The organism is Streptomyces sp. DSM 15324 (assembly GCF_001514285.1).
Taxonomy (GTDB): domain Bacteria; phylum Actinomycetota; class Actinomycetes; order Streptomycetales; family Streptomycetaceae; genus Streptomyces.
Genome location: NZ_KQ949028.1, coordinates 283,603 through 300,477 on the forward strand (window position 1 = coordinate 283,603; position 16,875 = coordinate 300,477).

At 73.1% G+C, this 16,875-nt stretch carries 15 protein-coding genes and 1 riboswitch; of the genes, 1 reads left to right on the top strand and 14 read right to left on the bottom strand.

Translation table 11 applies throughout. The annotated features are described in order from the left end of the window. Positions 1-94: 94 nt before the first annotated feature. The 9 genes from AQJ58_RS20865 to AQJ58_RS20900 form a co-directional block, all read right to left on the bottom strand. Positions 95-514, bottom strand: coding sequence for an alpha/beta hydrolase domain-containing protein (locus tag AQJ58_RS20865; protein ID WP_067252221.1), 420 nt, complete (start codon positions 512-514; stop codon positions 95-97). Positions 515-620: 106 nt separating this feature from the next. After that, entirely contained in the window at positions 621-1,445 is an 825-nt protein-coding gene (locus tag AQJ58_RS20870) for a DUF1684 domain-containing protein (RefSeq protein WP_067252222.1), read from the bottom strand. Beyond that, positions 1,442-3,133, bottom strand: coding sequence for a dipeptide ABC transporter ATP-binding protein (locus AQJ58_RS20875; protein ID WP_067252627.1), 1,692 nt, complete (start codon positions 3,131-3,133; stop codon positions 1,442-1,444). Before AQJ58_RS20875 ends, AQJ58_RS20870 begins: the two co-directional genes overlap by 4 nt. Then, entirely contained in the window at positions 3,130-4,053 is a 924-nt protein-coding gene (locus AQJ58_RS20880; protein ID WP_067252224.1) for an ABC transporter permease, read from the bottom strand. The genes AQJ58_RS20875 and AQJ58_RS20880 overlap by 4 nt, the downstream gene beginning before the upstream one ends. After that, on the bottom strand, positions 4,050-5,009 hold the full coding sequence (locus tag AQJ58_RS20885; RefSeq protein ID WP_067252227.1) for an ABC transporter permease: 960 nt from the start codon (positions 5,007-5,009) through the stop codon (positions 4,050-4,052). Before AQJ58_RS20885 ends, AQJ58_RS20880 begins: the two co-directional genes overlap by 4 nt. 3 nt (positions 5,010-5,012) lie before the next feature. Beyond that, positions 5,013-6,632: an ABC transporter substrate-binding protein gene (locus AQJ58_RS20890; RefSeq protein ID WP_067252229.1), complete on the bottom strand. Its 1,620-nt coding sequence runs from the start codon at positions 6,630-6,632 to the stop codon at positions 5,013-5,015. A 252-nt stretch (positions 6,633-6,884) separates the two neighbouring features. Then, positions 6,885-7,001, bottom strand: coding sequence for a putative leader peptide (locus tag AQJ58_RS45655; RefSeq protein ID WP_324613794.1), 117 nt, complete (start codon positions 6,999-7,001; stop codon positions 6,885-6,887). Between the two features lie 35 nt (positions 7,002-7,036). Further along, a riboswitch (SAM riboswitch) is annotated at positions 7,037-7,150 on the bottom strand. A gap of 142 nt (positions 7,151-7,292) precedes the next feature. After that, positions 7,293-8,690 (bottom strand): NtaA/DmoA family FMN-dependent monooxygenase, encoded by a 1,398-nt coding sequence (locus tag AQJ58_RS20895; RefSeq protein ID WP_067252231.1) that lies wholly within the window; start codon positions 8,688-8,690, stop codon positions 7,293-7,295. Further along, a complete protein-coding gene (locus AQJ58_RS20900) occupies positions 8,687-9,787 on the bottom strand; it encodes an LLM class flavin-dependent oxidoreductase (RefSeq protein ID WP_067252233.1) in 1,101 nt (366 codons plus the stop codon). Before AQJ58_RS20900 ends, AQJ58_RS20895 begins: the two co-directional genes overlap by 4 nt. A gap of 472 nt (positions 9,788-10,259) precedes the next feature. Here AQJ58_RS20900 and AQJ58_RS20905 point away from each other — a divergent pair, with 472 nt between their 5' ends. Further along, on the top strand, positions 10,260-11,285 hold the full coding sequence (locus AQJ58_RS20905) for a M28 family peptidase (RefSeq protein ID WP_067252235.1): 1,026 nt from the start codon (positions 10,260-10,262) through the stop codon (positions 11,283-11,285). Between the two features lie 19 nt (positions 11,286-11,304). Here the strand turns inward: AQJ58_RS20905 and AQJ58_RS20910 are convergent, their stop codons facing one another. From AQJ58_RS20910 to AQJ58_RS20930, 5 genes are all read right to left on the bottom strand, one after another. Then, positions 11,305-12,498 carry a cytochrome P450 gene (locus AQJ58_RS20910; RefSeq protein ID WP_067252237.1) on the bottom strand — a complete coding sequence of 398 codons (1,194 nt, stop codon included), beginning with the start codon at positions 12,496-12,498 and terminating at the stop codon, positions 11,305-11,307. Positions 12,499-12,568: 70 nt separating this feature from the next. Next, the gene (locus AQJ58_RS20915) at positions 12,569-13,942 is read right to left on the bottom strand and encodes an alkaline phosphatase family protein (RefSeq protein ID WP_067252239.1); all 1,374 of its coding nucleotides are present in this window, start codon (positions 13,940-13,942) and stop codon (positions 12,569-12,571) included. Then, the gene (gene eboE, locus AQJ58_RS20920; protein WP_067252240.1) at positions 13,939-15,138 is read right to left on the bottom strand and encodes a metabolite traffic protein EboE; all 1,200 of its coding nucleotides are present in this window, start codon (positions 15,136-15,138) and stop codon (positions 13,939-13,941) included. The genes AQJ58_RS20915 and eboE overlap by 4 nt, the downstream gene beginning before the upstream one ends. 7 nt (positions 15,139-15,145) lie before the next feature. After that, on the bottom strand, positions 15,146-16,000 hold the full coding sequence (locus AQJ58_RS20925; RefSeq protein WP_067252242.1) for a TatD family hydrolase: 855 nt from the start codon (positions 15,998-16,000) through the stop codon (positions 15,146-15,148). Beyond that, positions 16,000-16,839 (bottom strand): EboA domain-containing protein, encoded by an 840-nt coding sequence (locus AQJ58_RS20930; RefSeq protein WP_199844636.1) that lies wholly within the window; start codon positions 16,837-16,839, stop codon positions 16,000-16,002. The genes AQJ58_RS20925 and AQJ58_RS20930 overlap by 1 nt, the downstream gene beginning before the upstream one ends. Between the last annotated feature and the right edge of the window lie 36 nt (positions 16,840-16,875).

Genomic DNA, 16,875 nt, shown 5'->3' on the forward strand with positions numbered 1-16,875 from the left:
CAGGGCGCTCACCACGCGCTCGCCTGGAGGTGACCACCTGGAGGGGAAGGTGCGCGGTGCCTCCAGCAAGGTGACGGCCTTGGGGGGGCACGGCTCAGGGCAGCTCGAACCGGTGCCGTGGGGACGACCAGTCGGCCGCCGCCGTCACCGCGCGGTCGACGTCCTCGGCGAGCAGGAACCGGCGCACCACGAGGTCCTCGGCGGCGGCCCTGATCGCGGCGGTGTAACCGTCCGCGTCCCGGTACCGCTGCTGGACGCTCGGGCGTGGGTCGCCGGTGATCGTGCGCTCGTCCTCCGTCGCGGCGAAGGGAAACGTGGAGCCGCTGAACTCGTGCAGCGCGCCGTGCCCCTGGCCCGGGGCGCGGGTGTTCCAGCCGGTGTAGGTGGCGAGCGGGACGGCCACCATGGGCGCGCGGACGCCCGCCGTCTCGTTGCCGTCGGCGTCGACGGCCGGCACCAGGACCGTGTAGCGGCGGGAGCGGTCGGCGACCGGCGGCACGGCCGAACGGTCCACCGCATACAGCTCGTTTGGCCCCTGCGGGCGCAACGCCCCCGGTACGGCCGGAAACTGATGCGGTGTTCGTCTTTCCGGTCGTGGTCGTCTCGGGGGCGGCCGGTGGTCAGGAACCGCCCCGCTCGCGGGGGATCCTCTGCCCGGCCTCGATCGCCACGGGCAGCCGGTTCTCGGCCGGCGGCAACGGGCAGGTGGCCAGATCGGTGTAGGCGCACGGCAGGTTCACGGCCCGGTTGAAGTCCAGGACGACGGTGCCGTCGGCGGCGGGCGCCTCGAGGGCGAGGGCGCGGTTGGCCGCGTAGGTGGTGACCCCGGAGGTCGCGTCCGTGAACAGCACCAGCAGACTGCCCGGGCTGTGTCCGGGGAACGCGGTCAGCGCCACGGACTGTCCGTCCAGCTCGAACTCGACCCGGCCCGGCGCGTCGTACACGTGCTCGAGGCCCTCGACCGCCGCGCCCACGGTGGTCGGACGTGGCTCGTCGAAGGCCGTGTAGCGGCCGGTCACCGCCCAGCGGGGATGCGGGGCGTAGGCGGGCGTGCCGGTGAAGGCGGTGCGCAGGGGGGCGTCCGGGTGCCGGGGACGGACGATGTCGTGGCCGCCGCGTCTGGCCACCTCGATCACGGCGTCGCCCCAGACCGCGTTCACCCCGCCGCGCTCCGGGAGTACCCCGAAGCGGTGCTCGCCGTGGACAGGGGTTTCCTCCACGAGCAGTTCCTCGCCGTCGCCGAGGATCACCACGACCCCGTCCGGGCCGGTCGACCAGGCGCCCGGAGCGTCCGGGAAGCGCTGCGGCTCGTCGCCGAGCCAGTGCAGGCCGGTGATCGCGAGGAACCCGTGCGGGGCGGCGAGCCGCTCCTCCTGCCCGGCGTGCCACTCCTGCCAGTCGCGGGTGAACGCGGCCGGCTCCGCGGTGGTCTCCTGGATCGTCATGCGAGCTCCTTCGTTTCCTGTGGTTCGGGCGCGGCCGTGGTGTGACGGCCGGGAATGGCCGCGAGCAACTCGCGGGTGTACTCATGGCGGGGCTCGGAGAACAGGTCCTCCGGTGGGCCCGCCTCGACGACTCGTCCGGCCCGCATGACGGCGACCTGGTGCGCGATCTGCCGTACGACGGCCAGGTCGTGGGAGATGAACAGGTACGCCACACCGGTGTCCGCCTGCAACTCGGCGAGCAGGTCCAGGACTTGAGCCTGGACGGACACATCGAGGGCGGAAACCGGTTCGTCGCACACCACCAGGTCGGGGGAGAGGGCGAGGGCGCGGGCGATCGCCACGCGCTGGCGCTGTCCGCCGGACAGCTCCGCCGGGCGGCGCTCCAGGGTGGCGGCGGGCAGCGCCACCCGGTCGAGCAGGAGGCGGGCGCGGTCGAGCCGGGAGGCACGGTCGCCGACCTTGAACGCCCGCAGCGGCTCGGTGATCACCTCGGCGATGGAGAAACGCGGGTCGAGCGAGGCGTACGGGTTCTGGTAGACGAGCTGGGCGCGCCGGCGCAGCTGCCTGACCTCGGCTCCCTTGGCGGTGGTGACGTCGGTGCCGTCGAACAGCACCCGTCCCGAGGTCGCATCGGCCAGGCGCAGCACCAGCCGGGCGGTGGTGGACTTGCCCGAGCCCGACTCGCCGACCAGGGCGAGGGTCTGCCCGCGCTGCAGGGTGAGACTGACGTCGTCGACCGCGCGCACGGTCCGGGCCTCGCCGCCGGCCCGCGGCAGACTGAACTCCTTGACCAGGTTGCGCGCCTCGACCAGGGGTACCGCCGTACCGCTCGGGGCGGTGGAGACGGGGGTACGGGGGCGGGCTGTGATCAGGCTGGGGGCGCTGGCCAGCAGCCGCCGGGTGTACTCGTGCCGCGGGTCGGCCAGGACGGCACGGGTCTCACCGGCCTCGACCACCCTGCCCTGGGACATGACCACCAGGCGCTGGGCCCGGTCGGCGGCCACCCCGAGGTCGTGGGTGACGAGCAGGATCGCGGTGCCCGACTCCTCGGTGAGTCGCTGGAGATGGTCGAGGATGACCCGCTGCACGGTGACGTCGAGCGCGCTGGTCGGCTCGTCGGCGATGATCAGCCTGGGCTTCGCGGCGATGGCGACGGCGATCAGGGCCCGTTGCCGCATGCCGCCGGAGAGTTCGTGCGGATACTGCCGGGCCCGGACGGCCGCGTCGGACAGCCCGGCCCGGTCCAGCACCTCGACCGCCTCCGCGGCCGCCGTCCGGCGGGTCGCCAGGCCGTGGATGCGCAGCACCTCGGCGACCTGGTCCCCGATCCGCCTGACCGGGTTGAGCGAGACCGTCGGATCCTGCGGGACCAGCCCGATCTGCGCGCCGCGCACGGTACGCAGCTCCGCCTCGGAAAGGGTGGCCAGGTCGTGCCGGCCGAAGCGGACCGCGCCCGCGTCGATGGTCCCGTTCGCCGCCAGCAGCCGGGTGACGGCGTGCGCGGTGGTGCTCTTGCCGGAGCCGGACTCGCCGACCACGGCGGTCACCTGCCCGGGCCAGACGTCGAGGTCCACGCCCCGCACGGCCGAGACCGTGCCGCCCCTCGTGCGGTACGACACGGACAGGCCGCGGATCTCCAGGAGTGGTGCCGTCACGTCCTCACCGTTCTCGTGTGCGTCGTCGGTCATCGCTGCCGCGCCCATTCGCCGTCCAGGGCCCTGGCGACGCGGTTGGTGGCCAGTACGGTCGCGGCGATCGCCAGCCCGGGCAGCGCGGTCAGCCACCAGGCGTTGGCCAGGTAGTTGCGGCCGTCGGAGATCAACGTCCCCCACTCCGGCGCCGGCGGCGGTGCGCCGTAGCCGAGGAAGCTCAGCGCCGACACGGCCAGGATCGAGGCGCCGAAGTCCAGCGTGGCCAGGGCGATCACCGGCCCGGCGGCGTTCGGCAGGACGTGCCGGCCGAGCACCGAGTACCAGCGGGACCCACAGGACCGCGACGCCTCGACGAACACCGCCTGCCGTACCCGCAGGACCTCGGCGCGCGCCACCCGGGCGAAGGAGGCGACGCTGGCGATGCCGACGGCGACCGCCACCTTCACCGTCCCGTACCCGAGCGCGGTGACGAGGGCCAGCGACAGGAACAGCGCGGGGATGGAGAGGAGGACGTCGACGAAGCGCATCAGCACGTCGTCCACCCAGCGGCCCACGAAGCCGGCGACCACCCCGAGCAGTCCGCCGACCACGAACGCGACCAGGACCGCGATCAGCGTGGCCTTGAGGGAGAGCTGGGCGCCGTGGACCACGCGGGAGAAGACATCGCGGCCCAGTTCGTCCGTGCCGAACCAGTGACTGCCGCTCGGACCGCGGAAGTTGTCGGTCGGTACCCCCTTCAGCGGATCCTGCGAGGTGAACAGGTCCGGCCGGAACGAGGCCAGCACCACCAGCACCAGGACGACTCCCGACAGCAGCAGACCGGGCCGGCGCAGCAGGAAGCGCAGCACCCGCCGTACGTCTGCACGACGGCCCGGTCCCTTGGCGGGTCCCGCGTCGACCGGTCGGGCGAGGCCGAGTGCTGCCTCGGCCTGGTCGTCGAGAAGGCTCTGACTCATGCGAAGCTCGCCCTTCTGTCCGAGGCCACCACGATCCGCGGGTCCAGGAGCGGATAGACGAGGTCGACGACGAGACTCGTCGCCACGAAGATCAGCGCTCCGAGCACCACCACCCCCTGGACCAGCGGGATGTCCTGGGAGGTGACCGCCGCCGCGGTCACCCGGCCCAGACCGTCACGGGAGAACACCGTCTCGACGACCACCGATCCGGCGATCAGCTGCCCGACCAGCAGGCCCACGACCGTCAGCGCGGGCAGCGACGCGTTGCGCAGCGCGTGCCGCAGATGCACCCGCCACCGGCTGGCGCCCTTCGCCCGCGCGGTTTCCACATAGGCCTGATCCAGGGCGGTGAGCAGGCTCTTGGCCAGCACCTGGGCGACCTGCGCGCCGGTCGGGACCGCCAGCGTGAGGGCCGGCAGCACCAGTCCCTTCAGCCCGTCGTTGCCGAACGCCGGGAACCAGCGCAGCCGGAACGAGAACACCTCGACGAGCAGCAGCCCCACCCAGAAGGTCGGGACCGACACCCCGAGCGGGGGCAGCGACAGCAGGAACTGCCGCAGCCACCGCTGTGCCGTGTAGGTCGCCGCCACTGCGATCCCGTCACCGAGCAGCACCGCCAACAGCAGTGCCGCACTGGTCAGTTGGAGTGTCTGCGGCAGCGCGTCGGTCAGGGTGGAGGTCACCGGGCGGCCCGTGGAGATCGAGTCGCCGAAGTCCCCGCGCACCGCCCGGCCCAGATGGTCGGCGTACTGCACGAGCACCGGCCTGTCGAAGCCGTACTCGTGCCGCAGCGCGGCCAGCCGTGCCGGATCGACCTCCCCCGAGTCCATCCCGGCACCGGCCATCGCGCTGACCGGATCGCCGGGCAGGTAGTCCAGCACCAGGAACGACACCGTGTACGCCGCCCACAGCACCCCGACCGCCTGCGCCAGCCGCTTGATCACATAGCGGCGCATGCGCTAGCCGATCCAGGTGTCGTGCAGCCGGACGCGGCTGCCCGAGTCGAAGTCGAGGTGGTGCACCTTCTTCGACACGCCCAGCTGGGTCTGGAGCTCGACCACCGGCACGTTGTACGCGTTCTCCACGATCGACTTCTGTGCCTCGTCCACCAGCTGCCCGCGCTTGGCGGTGTCCGTGGTCGCCGCCTGCCCGGACAGTGCCGTGTCCAGCGAACTGGGCGGCAGCTTGTAGGAGTTGTTCAGCTGGGTGGAGAAGGAGGTACGCAGAATGTCCGGGTCGGCGCGGGTCACGTTCCCCCACACGACGTCGAAGTCACTCGTCTGGACCGTGAGGGCGAACTCGCTGACCTGGCGCTGCTTGAGCACCACGTCGATCCCGACGGCCTTCAGCTGCTGCTGGACCAGTTCCAGCGCGGGCTGGTTGGTGGACGCGTTGGGGAACCAGGTGATGGTCAGGCTCAGCTTCTTGCCGTCCTTGACGCGGATGCCGTCGCTGCCTTCCTTCCAACCGGCCTCGTCCAGAAGGGACGTGGCCTTGGCCGAGTCGAAGGCGAGGTCCGAGGAGAGGTCGGTGTAGTCGGGCGTGGTGTGCGCCAGGACGCTGGTCGCGGGCTGCGTGCCGGTCGGGAACACGGTGTCGGCGATCTGCTTGCGATCGATGGCGGCCAGGATGGCCTGGCGTACCTTCGTGTCCTTGAGCAGAGGCCGCGAGTTGTTGAGCCCCAGCCCGAACACCACACCGGGGTTGGCCCGGCGCAGAAGGGTGACCTGGCCGCCGCCCAGCGCGGCCTCGTTGGCCTTGCCGACGCTGCTGATCGCGTCCACCTGCCCGGACTGGAGACTGCCGGCCCGCACCCCCGCCTCGGGCACGACCTTGAAGACCACCTTGTCCAGGTAGGCCTCTCCCTTCTTGGACCACAGCGAGGAGCCCCAGTCGTAGCCGGTGCGTCTGGCCAGCGTGATCGACTGGTTCTGGACGTACTGCTTCAGCACGAACGGCCCGGACCCCACCACGCCGTCGCTGCACTTCTGCTGCGGGGTCTTCTTCACGCTCGCCGACGACTCGATGCCGAGCGAGTGGGTCGAAGTGGCCTGGAGGAACTGTGCGTTGGGCTGCTTGAAGGTCACCTTGACGGTGAGCGGGTCGACCACGGCGGTGCTCTCGACGCTGCTCAGGTAGCCCTGGGCGAGGGCTCCGAGGGGCCCGAGCTTCGGTACGGCGTCGAAGTTGTCCTTGACCGCCTGCGCGGTGAGTGGGGAGCCGTCGCTGAAGGTGACGCCCGAGCGCAGATGGAAGGTGAACTCCGTCGCGTCGGCGTTGATGTCCCAGCTCTTGGCCAGCCACGGCACGATCTTGCCGGTCCCCGGGTCCTGGTCGGTCAGGGAGTCCACGGTCTGGCGTACCGAGTAGATGCTCTCGTTGCTGCCGACCTGCTGCGGGTCCACGCAGCCGGCATCGGAACCCACCGCGAAGGTCAGGGTCCCGCCGGACTTCGGCCGGCCGCTTCCGCTGCCGGAGCCGTCGTCGCCCGACCCGCACGCGGTCAGCAGGACACTGGTGGTCAGGAGCGCGGCCAGGGGCGCCCATCGGGAGGCTCTGAAATCCGGGAGTGCTGTCACGGAAAGGTTTCTCCTACTCGTGTCACCCGGCACGGGGTGCCGGGCCTCGGGCGCGAGGCACGGCCGTGCGGGGACGTGCGGGGCTCCGGCCGGAGCGACACCGGCCGGAGGAAGCGCTGTGCAGACAGGGGTGTGCAGACAGGGGGAGTAGACAGGGGTGAGCAGACGACACCGAGGACCGGTGGCGAGGGGAAGGACGGCGCGCAGGAGCCGTGGCCGGTGACGGAGGTCAGCCGGCGGCGGGCAGGCCGGTCAGGCCCGACAGAGGCAGCTGGTCGAGCGCTTCAGATCGATGTGACGCCGGCGCGAGAGCCGGGAGTACGCCGTGGCGTCGGCGGAGGAGGCAGTCGGGTCATCGCTGTGCCGCATACCGGTCCTCCCCGTCTCCGGCCCCGGTCACCGGGGCCACGCGCTTGCGGGAGTCATCGGTGATCCCGCCGGGCTTTCACCTGGAGCACCCCACCGCGTGGGAGGGTTGCCGGTCAGCGAGCCAGGGCTTGATGCTGACACTCAATGCCGTTGACGATCGTACGTATCGGTTTTGTCGTACGTCAATGCCACAACCGACGCCCTGTTCCAGGCGCCGACTCGGCACACGTCCCCGCACCGACGACCCGGCACCCGGTGCCGGTCCGGTGCGGGGCCCCGTCGCCGGGCTGGTCAGCCCGCCTGCCGCTCGGGTGCGGAGCGGTGGGTGAGGGGTGCGCGCAGACCGAGGTGGTCGCGGAGTGTGGTGCCGGTGTACTCGGTGCGGTAGACCCCGCGTTCCTGCAGTTCCGGGACGAGCAGGTCGACGATGTCGTCGAGGCCGTGGGGGATGAGGTACGGCGTGACGTTGAAGCCGTCGACCGCGCCGTGCCGCACGAAGCGCGCGAACTTGTCGGCCAGACCGGAGGGGGTGCCGACATGGCCACGCTGCGGGCCGAGGGCGATCACGGTCTCGCGCAGCGACCAGCCGTGCGCCTGCGCCTTCTGGCGCCACTCGGCCACGACCGCGCGCGGGTCGGCGGTGCGCCGGGCCCCGAAGGAGCCGTCGTTCTCGGCGACGACCGGGTCCTCCGCGGGCAGCGGGCCGTCGGCGTCGCGGTCGGACAGGTCGATGCCCCACAGCAGTGAGGCGATCCCCAGCGCCGTGGCGGGCGTGACCTGCTGGAGCCGGATCCAGCGCTTCTTCTCCTGGGCCTCCTCCTCGGTGGCGCCGATGATGATCTCGGTGCCGGGCAGGATCCGCAGGTCGTCGTCGGGCCGGCCGACGGCGCGCAGGCGGGTGCGGATGTCCTCGGCGAAGGCAAGGGCGTCGTCGAAGTCGTTGCCGTGCGCGGAGAAGATGACGTCGGCGTTGCGGGCGGCGAAGTCGCGTCCCGCGCCGGAGTCGCCGGCCTGGAAGATCACCGGGTGGCCCTGGGCACTGCGCGGCAGGGTGGGGGCCAGGTCGACGTCGAACTGCGGTCCCCGGTGCCGCACTTGGCGGACGGCGCCGGCCACCGACCAGGCGGGCGCGTCGACGGACGTGGCGACTGCCTTGTCGTCCCAGCTGTCCCACAGGGCGCGGGCCACCGTGAGGAACTCCTCGGCGCGCCGGTAGCGGTCGGCGTGGTCGAGGTAGCCGCCGCGGCGGAAGTTGGCGCCGGTCCAGGCGTTGTCGGTGGTCACCACGTTCCAGCCGGCGCGGCCTTCGGAGAGGAGGTCGAGGCCGGAGAGGCGACGGGCGAGGTCCGCGGGCTCGTTGAAGGTGGAGTTGGAGGTGGAGACCAGGCCGATCCGGCGGGTGACCGCGGCCAGTGCCGCGAGCTGGGTGACGGCGTCCGGCCGTCCGGCCACGTCGAGCTCGTGGATCTTGCCGTCGACCTCGCGCAGCCGGAGTCCCTCGCCGAGGAAGAACGCGTCGAACAGGCCCCGTTCGGCGGTCTGGGCGACCCGCCGGAAGGAGGCGGGGTCGATCTGCGAGCCGCTGTCGGGGGCGGACCAGATGGTCCAGTGATTGACCCCCTGGAAGAACACTCCGAAGTGCAGCTGTGCGTGCGGCCTGGGGACGTCGAGGGGGTCGGTGCGGGTCATCGGGCTTCCTCCTGGACGGCCGCGGCCGCGAAACGGTTGGCGGGGCGCTTAAGACCCAGGGTCGAGCGCAGGGACGCGCCGGGCAGGGGGCGGGCGACGAGGCGCCGCTCGGACAGGGCCGGCAGGACGAGGCGGGAGAGGACGGGCAGGTCCTCGTCCAGTACGAGCGGATGCAGCCGTACCCCGTCCACATGGCGGCTCAACTCGGCGAGAACGGCCACCAGTCCGTCCGCGGAACCGATGTGCCGCAGCCGTCCGCGGTCGGTCCACGGTGCGTGCCGCTCCAGGTCGGCGACGCGCTCGGCGCCGGTCGCGTCCGGCGTGTCCAGCGCCACGTCGACCTCGGCGAAGACGCGGGGCGTACCGGCGTCGGCGGCGGCCGCGGCGACCGATGCCGGGGCGCGGCCCTCGACCAGGGCGACGTCGAGCTGCGCGGCGGGCACCCGGTCCGGGCGGCCCAGGACGACGAGCTGCCCCTGCGGCGGGCGCGGCACGATCGCCGGGCCCTTGACGGCGTAGGTCTCCCCGGTGAAGTCGACGTAGTGCAGCCGGTCGCGGTCGAGGTAGCGGCTCGTGGCCACGGACCGGACGACCGCGTCGTCCTCCCATGAGTCCCACAGGGCGCGGGCCACCTCGACCCCGTCCCGGGACTCCCGGGCCCGCGCGGCCGCGTCGGCCACCAGGGGGCGCCCCCACACACGAGCCGCCTCGGGACTGTCCTCCTCCGTCACCACCCACCCGGCGCGGCCGGCGGAGATGTGGTCCAGGGACGCCAACTGGCTGGAGACGTGGAAGGGTTCGGCATACGTGACCGGGACGACGGGTGCGATCCCGATCGTGCTCGTGGACGCCGCGACGAAGGCCGCCCGCTCCACCGCTCCGATACGGCCGACGGGATCCGGTGCGGCACCGGGCGGCAGCACGCCGTCGTCCAGGGTGATGAGGGTGAACCCGGCGTTCTCGGCCACGGTGGCGAGCCCGGCCACCCGGCGCGGGGTGAGCAACTGGTCGGGTGCGTGGGCGGCGCGGCGCCAGGCCGCGGGATGGGCGCCGTCACCGTCGATCTCGACGGCGAGGTGCAGGGCGGGGCCGGACAATGGACGTTCCTTCCGAGACATACGCGAACTCACGGCCGAGAGGCCGCGACGAGACGGCCGGTGGGGGTGGACCGGCGGGGGTCAGACGCGTGCGGAAGGACAGACGGCGGAGGAGGTGCGGCAGTAGTCGACGTGCCGCCGGGTGATGAGCCGCGCACCCGTGCGGACACCCGGCTGTGCCGCGCCCGGTGCGTGCATGGAAGGCCTCCACCCGTCAGGAGTTCGCCGGTTCAACGTACGTCGTCCGCCCTTGCGATTGTCAAGGGCACCTGACGCGGAGGCGTCATGCCCGGAGGCCCGGCCGGGCCCACCCACCGCAGCCCGCCGCGACCCGTGAACGCGCGACGGCGGACACCGTCACCGGGACCAAGACCTGCCGCGGCCCTGACAGCGGCGCCGCGCACCGCCTACGCTGCCTCCGCCGCACGGACCGAAACGGCCGGCGGCGTGGGCACGAGGACGGAGTCTCCACATGATCGAGTCGGCGATGCAGGCGCTGGCCGGGAAGGTCGACCCGGCACGGCTCCGGCGCGACGTCGACGTCCTGGCGGCGTTCCCCCGCAGCCGTACGCGCACGCCGAACGCGATGGCCGAGGCGGAGCGGCATGTGACGGACGAGCTGTCGGCGGCCGGATGGCAGGTCGAGCGACAGCCGTTCGACCTGCGCTGGCAGCCGGGCACGACCGACCGCCAGGGGCACCGGCTCCTCCCCCTCAAGCCGCGCCTGCACCGGCGGCTGACGGGAGCCAACCTGCTCGCGCGACGTCCCGGCCACCCGCGGCGGCCGACGGTGCTGATCGGCGCGCACCTGGACTCCGTGGACGCGAGCCCGGGAGCCGACGACAACGCCTCCGGTGTGGCGGTCCTGCTGGAAGCCGCCCGGCTGCTCGGCGCGCTGGAAGAGCCGCCACCCGTCACCCTCATGTGCTTCGACATGGAGGAACTGGGACTGATCGGCTCGCGGTACGCCGCCCGGCAGTTCACCGACCGGCAGGAACAGGTCGCGGGCATGCTCTGTCTGGAGTCGGTCGGGTACTTCGCGCCTGAGCCGGGTGGCCAGCGGCTGCCCGCCGGTTTCGGACTGGCCTTCCCGACGGCAGCACGCGAGGTCCGTGCGCAGCGCTTCCGCGGGGACTTCACCCTCGTGGTCCACCGGCGATCCACACAAGGTGCGGCCGCCCTGTGGCAGCGCGCGGCCGCGTGCGCGGGTCCGGCACTGCCCGCCCTTCCGTCGATCGCCCTCCGTGACCGCCGTCCCGAAGGGCCGCTCGGTCTGCTCATCGGCCTCGCGGTGCCGCCGGCGAACCATCTCGGGCGCAGCGACCACGCCTCGTTCTGGAACCGCCGGATCCCGGCGCTCATGCTGACCAGTACCGCCAACTTCCGTAACCGGCACTACCACCGCCCCACGGACACGCCGGACCTCCTCGACTACGACCGGCTGGCCGTGGTCACCGCCGCGACCGCGGCCACGGCGCTGCACTGGCCGCGCGGGTGAGGCGGTAGGGGCACCCGGGTCACCAGGCCACCGGCAGCTCCGACACGCCGTGGACCGCGCGGCCCTCGAACGCGTGCTGCTCCGCGGGCGGGCCGGTCAGGCGCAGGCCGGGCAGGCGGTCGAAGAGCATCGGCAGGGCGATCTGGAGTTCGGCGCGGGCGAGCGACTGGCCGAGGCAGTGGTGGGGGCCGTGGCCGAACGCCAGCTGGCGGCCGGCGTCCCGGGTGAGGTCGAGGGTGTCGGGGTCCTCGAAGGCCGCGGGGTCCCGGTTGGCGGACTGGAGGGCGACGACCACGCCCTCGCCGGCGCGGATCGTCACCCCGCCGATCTCGACGTCCTCGACGGCGATGCGGCGCAGCCCGATGTGGACGACCGTGAGGTAGCGCAGGAGTTCCTCGACCGCGCCGGGGACGAGGCCGTCGTCGGCGCGCAGGGCGGCCAGCTGGTCGGGATGGCGCAGCAGGGCGACGACGCCGAGCGAGAGCATGCTCGCGGTCGTCTCGTGACCGGCGATGAGGAGCTGGACCAGCATGCCCGCCGCCTCCTCTGCCGTGGCCTCGCCGGTGGCCACCCGCTCGACGGCGAGCTTGCTCGTGAGGTCGTCGCCGGGTTCGCGCGCCTTGGCCGCCAGCAGTTCCCGGAGGTGGCCGAAGAGGGCCGCCCAGCCGGCTCGCATCGCCTCCGGTCCGGCCGAGACGGTCGCGAAGGCGGCGGCGTGCCGGTGGACGAACTCCCGGTCGGCGTACGGCACTCCGAGCAGTTCGCAGATGACGAGGAGCGGCAGCGGCAGGGTGAAGTGCTGCACCAGGTCGGCCGGCTCGCCCTTCTCGGCCAGGCCGTCGAGGAGTTCGCCGGTGATCCGTCGTATGGCCGGGCGCAGTTGCTCGACCCGGCGGAAGCTGAACTCGGGGATCAGCATGCGGCGCAGCCGGGTGTGGTCCGGCGGGTCCATGGAGAACAGCTGGCCGGGGGTGGGCGGCGGGGGCGTCGGCTGGAGGCCGGGGAAGCCCGGGCGGACGTTGCGCGCGCTGAAGCGCGGATCGCCTAGGACGGCCCGGGCGTCCTCGTGCCGGGTGACGAGCCAGGGGTGGGTGTCGCCCCACAGGGTGATCCGGGCCAGGGGGCGTTCGGCGATCCAGTGTCCGTACTCGGCGGCGGGGTCGAGGAGGGGGCGGTGGCGGGGGAGGGGCGGCGGGGTGTCCGTCGGGTGCATGGCGGGGGGCTCTTCCGGGCTCTGAGGTGGGGGAGAGGGGGGAGGGGACCGCAGGGGGAGGGCGGGTCGCTCAGCCGGTGAGGCCGGCCAGGTCGAGGAGCAGGTCCTTGACCTCGGTCGCGGCGATCCGGTCGCGCGCGGGGCCGGGCCGTGAGCACAGCAGGACGGGGCTGTCCTGCGGGTCCTCGGGGAGCCGGCCGTGGCTGCCCCGGACGCCCGACGGGTCGAGCGGGACGGTCCGGATGCGGTACCGCAGACCGGCCTTCTTGCGCGCGACCTGGCCCAGGGCGCGGGCCTTGACGCCGGGGACGGTGGGGTCGTAGAGGAGCTCGGCGGGGTCGTAGCCGGGCTTGCGGTGGATCTCGACCTGGCGGGCGAAGTCCGGGGCGCGCGCGTCGTCCAGCCAGTAGTAGTACGTGAACCAGGCGTCGGACCGCGCCACCGCGACCAGTTCGCCCGAGCGCTCGTGCGCGAGTCCGTGCCGGGCCTTGCCCTGCTCGTCGAGCACCTCGTCCACCCCGTCGAGTCCGGCGACGACCTCGGTCGCCTTGGCGAGGTCGGCCGGGTCGCGGACGTAGACGTGGGCGATCTGGTGGTCGGCGACCGCGAAGGCGCGGGACGTCATCGGGTCGAGGTACTCCATGCCGTCCTGGGTGTGGACCTCCAGCAGTCCGGCCCGCCGCAGCGCGCGGTTGATGTCGACGGGGCGGGACGCGGGCGCGATGCCGTACTCGCTGAGGATCACGACGGTGGCGCCCTCGCGGCGCAGGTGTGCGAGGAAGGGCCGCAGCGCCTCGTCGAGGCGACGGGCCTCGCGTGCCGACCGGGGCGAGCCGGGGCCGGAGCGCTGGGGCTCGTAGTCGAGGTGGGGTACGTAGACCAGGGTGAGGTCGGGCTGCTTCTCGTCGAAGATCTGGCGGGCGGCGGCGAGGATCCACTGGCTGGAGGGCAGGCCCGCGTTGGGACCCCAGTAGGTGAACAGGGGGAACGGGCCCAGTCGGTCGGTGAGTTCGTCGTGCAGGGCGGGCGGCCGGGTGTAGCAGTCGGGTTCCTTGCGGCCGTCGGAGTAGTAGACGGGGCGCGGGGTGACGGTGAAGTCCACGTCGGCGCCCATGGCGTACCACCAGCAGACGTTGGCGACCGTGTAGCCGGGCCGGGAGCGGCGGGCGGTGTCCCAGATCTTCTCGCCGCCGACCAGGGCGTTGTGCTGGCGCCACAGCAGGACCTCGCCGAGGTCCCGGAAGTACCAGCCGTTGCCGACGACACCGTGCTCGGCGGGCGGCGCGCCGGTCAGCAGGGTGGACTGCACGGAGCAGGTCACGGCGGGCAGGACGGGGTCCAGCCGGGCCCGGAAGCCCTCTGCGGCGACGGCGGAGACGGCCGGCATGTGGCGCAGCAGGCGGGGGGTGAGGCCGACGATGTCGAGGACGACGAGTCGTGTCATGTGACGGGCTCCTTGCGGGGGCGGGCGGTGTCGGCCGTCATGGCGAGGCCGAGTTCCTCGAACCGGGCGCGGGACCAGGCCAGTTCGGCGGCGATTCCCGCGACGAGACCCTCGCGGTCCCGTGGCCGCAGATGTTCGGGCAGGACGGACCAGGTGTAGGTCTCCACCTCGACGTGATCGCAGACCGCCTGGGGGCCGCCGAGCAACTCCCGCAGTGCGGTGGTCAGTTCGGCGGCGGTGGTGCTCAGGGGCGGTTCGGGTGCGGCGTGCAGCGGCGCGTGGAAGTGCACCCGCCAGGGGGAGTGGGGGTCGAGGCCTCCGGCGAGGGCGTCCGGGAGGTCGTCCACGCCGCTCACCACGCCGCCCGGGGCCGTACGGGTCTGGTGCAGGAAGCGGGGTTCGGCGAAGCGGGCGAGGGCCCGGCGTGCCTGCGGGGCGGTGGGGTCGTCGGCCTGGAGGGCGCTGGAGGCCTGCACCTTGACGACGGGGAGGCCGGCGTCGGCGAGGCGGCGCAGCGCCTGCGCCGGGTTCTCGAACTGCACGGCGAGATGGCAGGTGTCCAGGCAGACACCGAGCCGCTCGGGGTCCAGCCCGCCGAGTTCCCGGGCGGCCTGGACGGTGTTCTCCACCACGCAGCCCGGCTCCGGTTCGAAGCCGACCCGGATCGCCCGGCCCGTCTCCCGCTCCACCTCGGCCAGGTCGGCCGCGAGTCGGTCCAGGGACCGGCGGGCGGTGTCGCGCGCCCCGGCCGGCCAGGGGGTGCGCCAGGCCAGCGGCAGGGTGGAGACGCTGCCGCGCCGCGCGTCGTCGGGGAGCAGCCCGGCGAGGATCCGGGCGCAGTCGACGGTGTAGCGCAGCCGGGCGGGGTCGGTCCAGTCGGGGAGGTAGACGTCCTTCTTGACCACCTCGCGGTGGAAACCCTCGTAGGGGAAGGCGTTGAGGGTGACGGTCTCCAGGCCGCGCGAGGTCAGCTCGGCCCGCAGCCGGCGTACGGCCCCGGGCCGGGCGGACAGCTCGGTGACCACGTCCCGGGCCAGCCACAGCCCGATGCCGAGCAGATCGGCGCCGAGGGCCTCCCGGACCGGTTCGGCGTGGGAGGCGAGCTGGCCCACCACCCCGTCCAGGTCCTCCGCCTGGTGGACGTTGCTGCAGTAGGCGAGGTGGACGGTGGTGCCGTCGCCGTGCCGGAAGCGCACCTGGGGCTCACTCCCCGCCGCGCTTGACGGAGTTGCCCTCGAACAGGGCGCTTCCGTCGGCCTTGACGTCATCGAGGTCCAGCCGCCCGCTCTGCCCGTAGAACGCCACCGGGTTGCGCCACATCACCTGGTCGACGGTGTCCTCGTCGAAACCGGCGGCCAGCATCGCGTCGGCGGTCTTGCGGGTCTTCAGGGGGTCGCTGCGGCCCCAGTCCGCCGCGGAGTTGACGAGCATCCGCGCCGTGCCGTGCTCCTGGAGGATCCGCACCATGCGGTCCTCGCTCATCTTGGTGTCCGGGTAGATGGAGAAGCCCATCCAGCAGCCGCTGTCGGCGACCAGGGCGACGGTGAGTTCGTTGAGGTGGTCGACGAGGACGTGCTCGGGCGGGATGCCGGACTCCCGGACCACGTCGAGGGTGCGGCGGGTGCCGGCGGCCTTGTCGCGGTGCGGGGTGTGCACCAGCACGGGCAGCCCGTGCTCGACGGCGAGGGCCAGTTGACGGGCCAGTGCCTCGTCCTCCTCGGGCGTCATGGAGTCGTAGCCGATCTCCCCGACGGCCACCACCCCGTCCTTGGCGAGATAGCGCGGCAGCACGTCCAGGACCCCGGCGCAGCGGGGGTCGTTGGCCTCCTTCGGATTGAGGGCGATGGTGCAGTGGTGCCGGATGCCGAACTGCGCGGCACGGTAGGGCTCCCAGCCGAGCAGCGCGTCGAAGTAGTCGGTGAAGCTGTCCACCGAGGTGCGCGGCTGGCCGAGCCAGAACGACGGCTCCACCACCGCCCGGACCCCGGCCGCGTACAGGGCCTCGTAGTCGTCGGTGGTGCGGGAGGTCATGTGGATGTGGGGGTCGAAGATGCGCATCAGACGGCTCCTGCCGGCGCCGCACCGGGTGCGGTACCGCGTGTGGGTGTGAGTGCGGTTGCGGTTGCGGGTGCTGTGTCTGTGTCTGGGGCTGGGGCTGGGGCTGGGTCTGCGGAGGTGGACACCGCGGTGGCGGAGAAGGCGGCCAGGGCCCGGACGGCCGCGTCGCGGCGGTCGGGAGAGGCGGATGTGGTCTCGGCAGGCAGCCCGGAGGCCTCCAGCGTGCCGGGGTGGGCGCGCAGGACCGGCCAGACGTCGGCCGGCACGTCACGACCGGCGGCGACCCGCTCATGGGCGAAGTCGACCAGCATCCGGGCGAGTTCACCGTCGGCGCGGTCCGCCAGGCCGGCGATCCGGGCGAGCGGTATGCCGCAGAAGACGCTCTTCAGCACGGCCTGCCGGTAGCCCTCGGCGTCCAGGTGGCGCGCGGCGTACGGTCCGAGGGCCGACTCGATCAGATCGGTGTCGTTGCCACGCAGCGCCGCCCGCACGAGGGGCAGCCCCCGATCGGCGAAGGACGCGTCCCCGTCCTCCAGCAGGGCCAGACAGAGCAGCACCGCCCGCTGCTCGGCGGGGTCGCCGTACCGGTGCAGGGCGGTGATCTCCTCGGCGAGCGCCGCGCCGCCGAGCGGCAGGGCGGTGAGCAGCCGGGCGCGGGCGGCGTCCGCCACCGTCCAGCCGGCGACCAGCGGGTCGCGGCCGCAGCGCCGGCCCACGGCCGGGAAGAGGCCGCGCACCGCCGCCGCGTCCTGGCCGATCCGGGCGACCGCGTCGGCCAGCCAGGCCGCCGCGTCCGCGGTCAGCCGTTGGTCGAGGGCGATCGGGATGCGAGGGTCCACGGCACATGCCTCCTTCGTCGGGCGTGCGTACGGCGA

Coding starts and splice junctions, on each gene's coding strand:
- AQJ58_RS20870 (WP_067252222.1), bottom strand. CDS start 1,445: ATGACGATCCAGGAGACCACCGCGGAGCCGGCCGCGTTCACCCGCGAC.
- AQJ58_RS20875 (WP_067252627.1), bottom strand. CDS start 3,133: ATGACCGACGACGCACACGAGAACGGTGAGGACGTGACGGCACCACTC.
- AQJ58_RS20880 (WP_067252224.1), bottom strand. CDS start 4,053: ATGAGTCAGAGCCTTCTCGACGACCAGGCCGAGGCAGCACTCGGCCTC.
- AQJ58_RS20885 (WP_067252227.1), bottom strand. CDS start 5,009: ATGCGCCGCTATGTGATCAAGCGGCTGGCGCAGGCGGTCGGGGTGCTG.
- AQJ58_RS45655 (WP_324613794.1), bottom strand. CDS start 7,001: ATGCGGCACAGCGATGACCCGACTGCCTCCTCCGCCGACGCCACGGCG.
- AQJ58_RS20895 (WP_067252231.1), bottom strand. CDS start 8,690: ATGACCCGCACCGACCCCCTCGACGTCCCCAGGCCGCACGCACAGCTG.
- AQJ58_RS20905 (WP_067252235.1), top strand. CDS start 10,260: ATGATCGAGTCGGCGATGCAGGCGCTGGCCGGGAAGGTCGACCCGGCA.
- AQJ58_RS20910 (WP_067252237.1), bottom strand. CDS start 12,498: ATGCACCCGACGGACACCCCGCCGCCCCTCCCCCGCCACCGCCCCCTC.
- AQJ58_RS20915 (WP_067252239.1), bottom strand. CDS start 13,942: ATGACACGACTCGTCGTCCTCGACATCGTCGGCCTCACCCCCCGCCTG.
- AQJ58_RS20925 (WP_067252242.1), bottom strand. CDS start 16,000: ATGCGCATCTTCGACCCCCACATCCACATGACCTCCCGCACCACCGAC.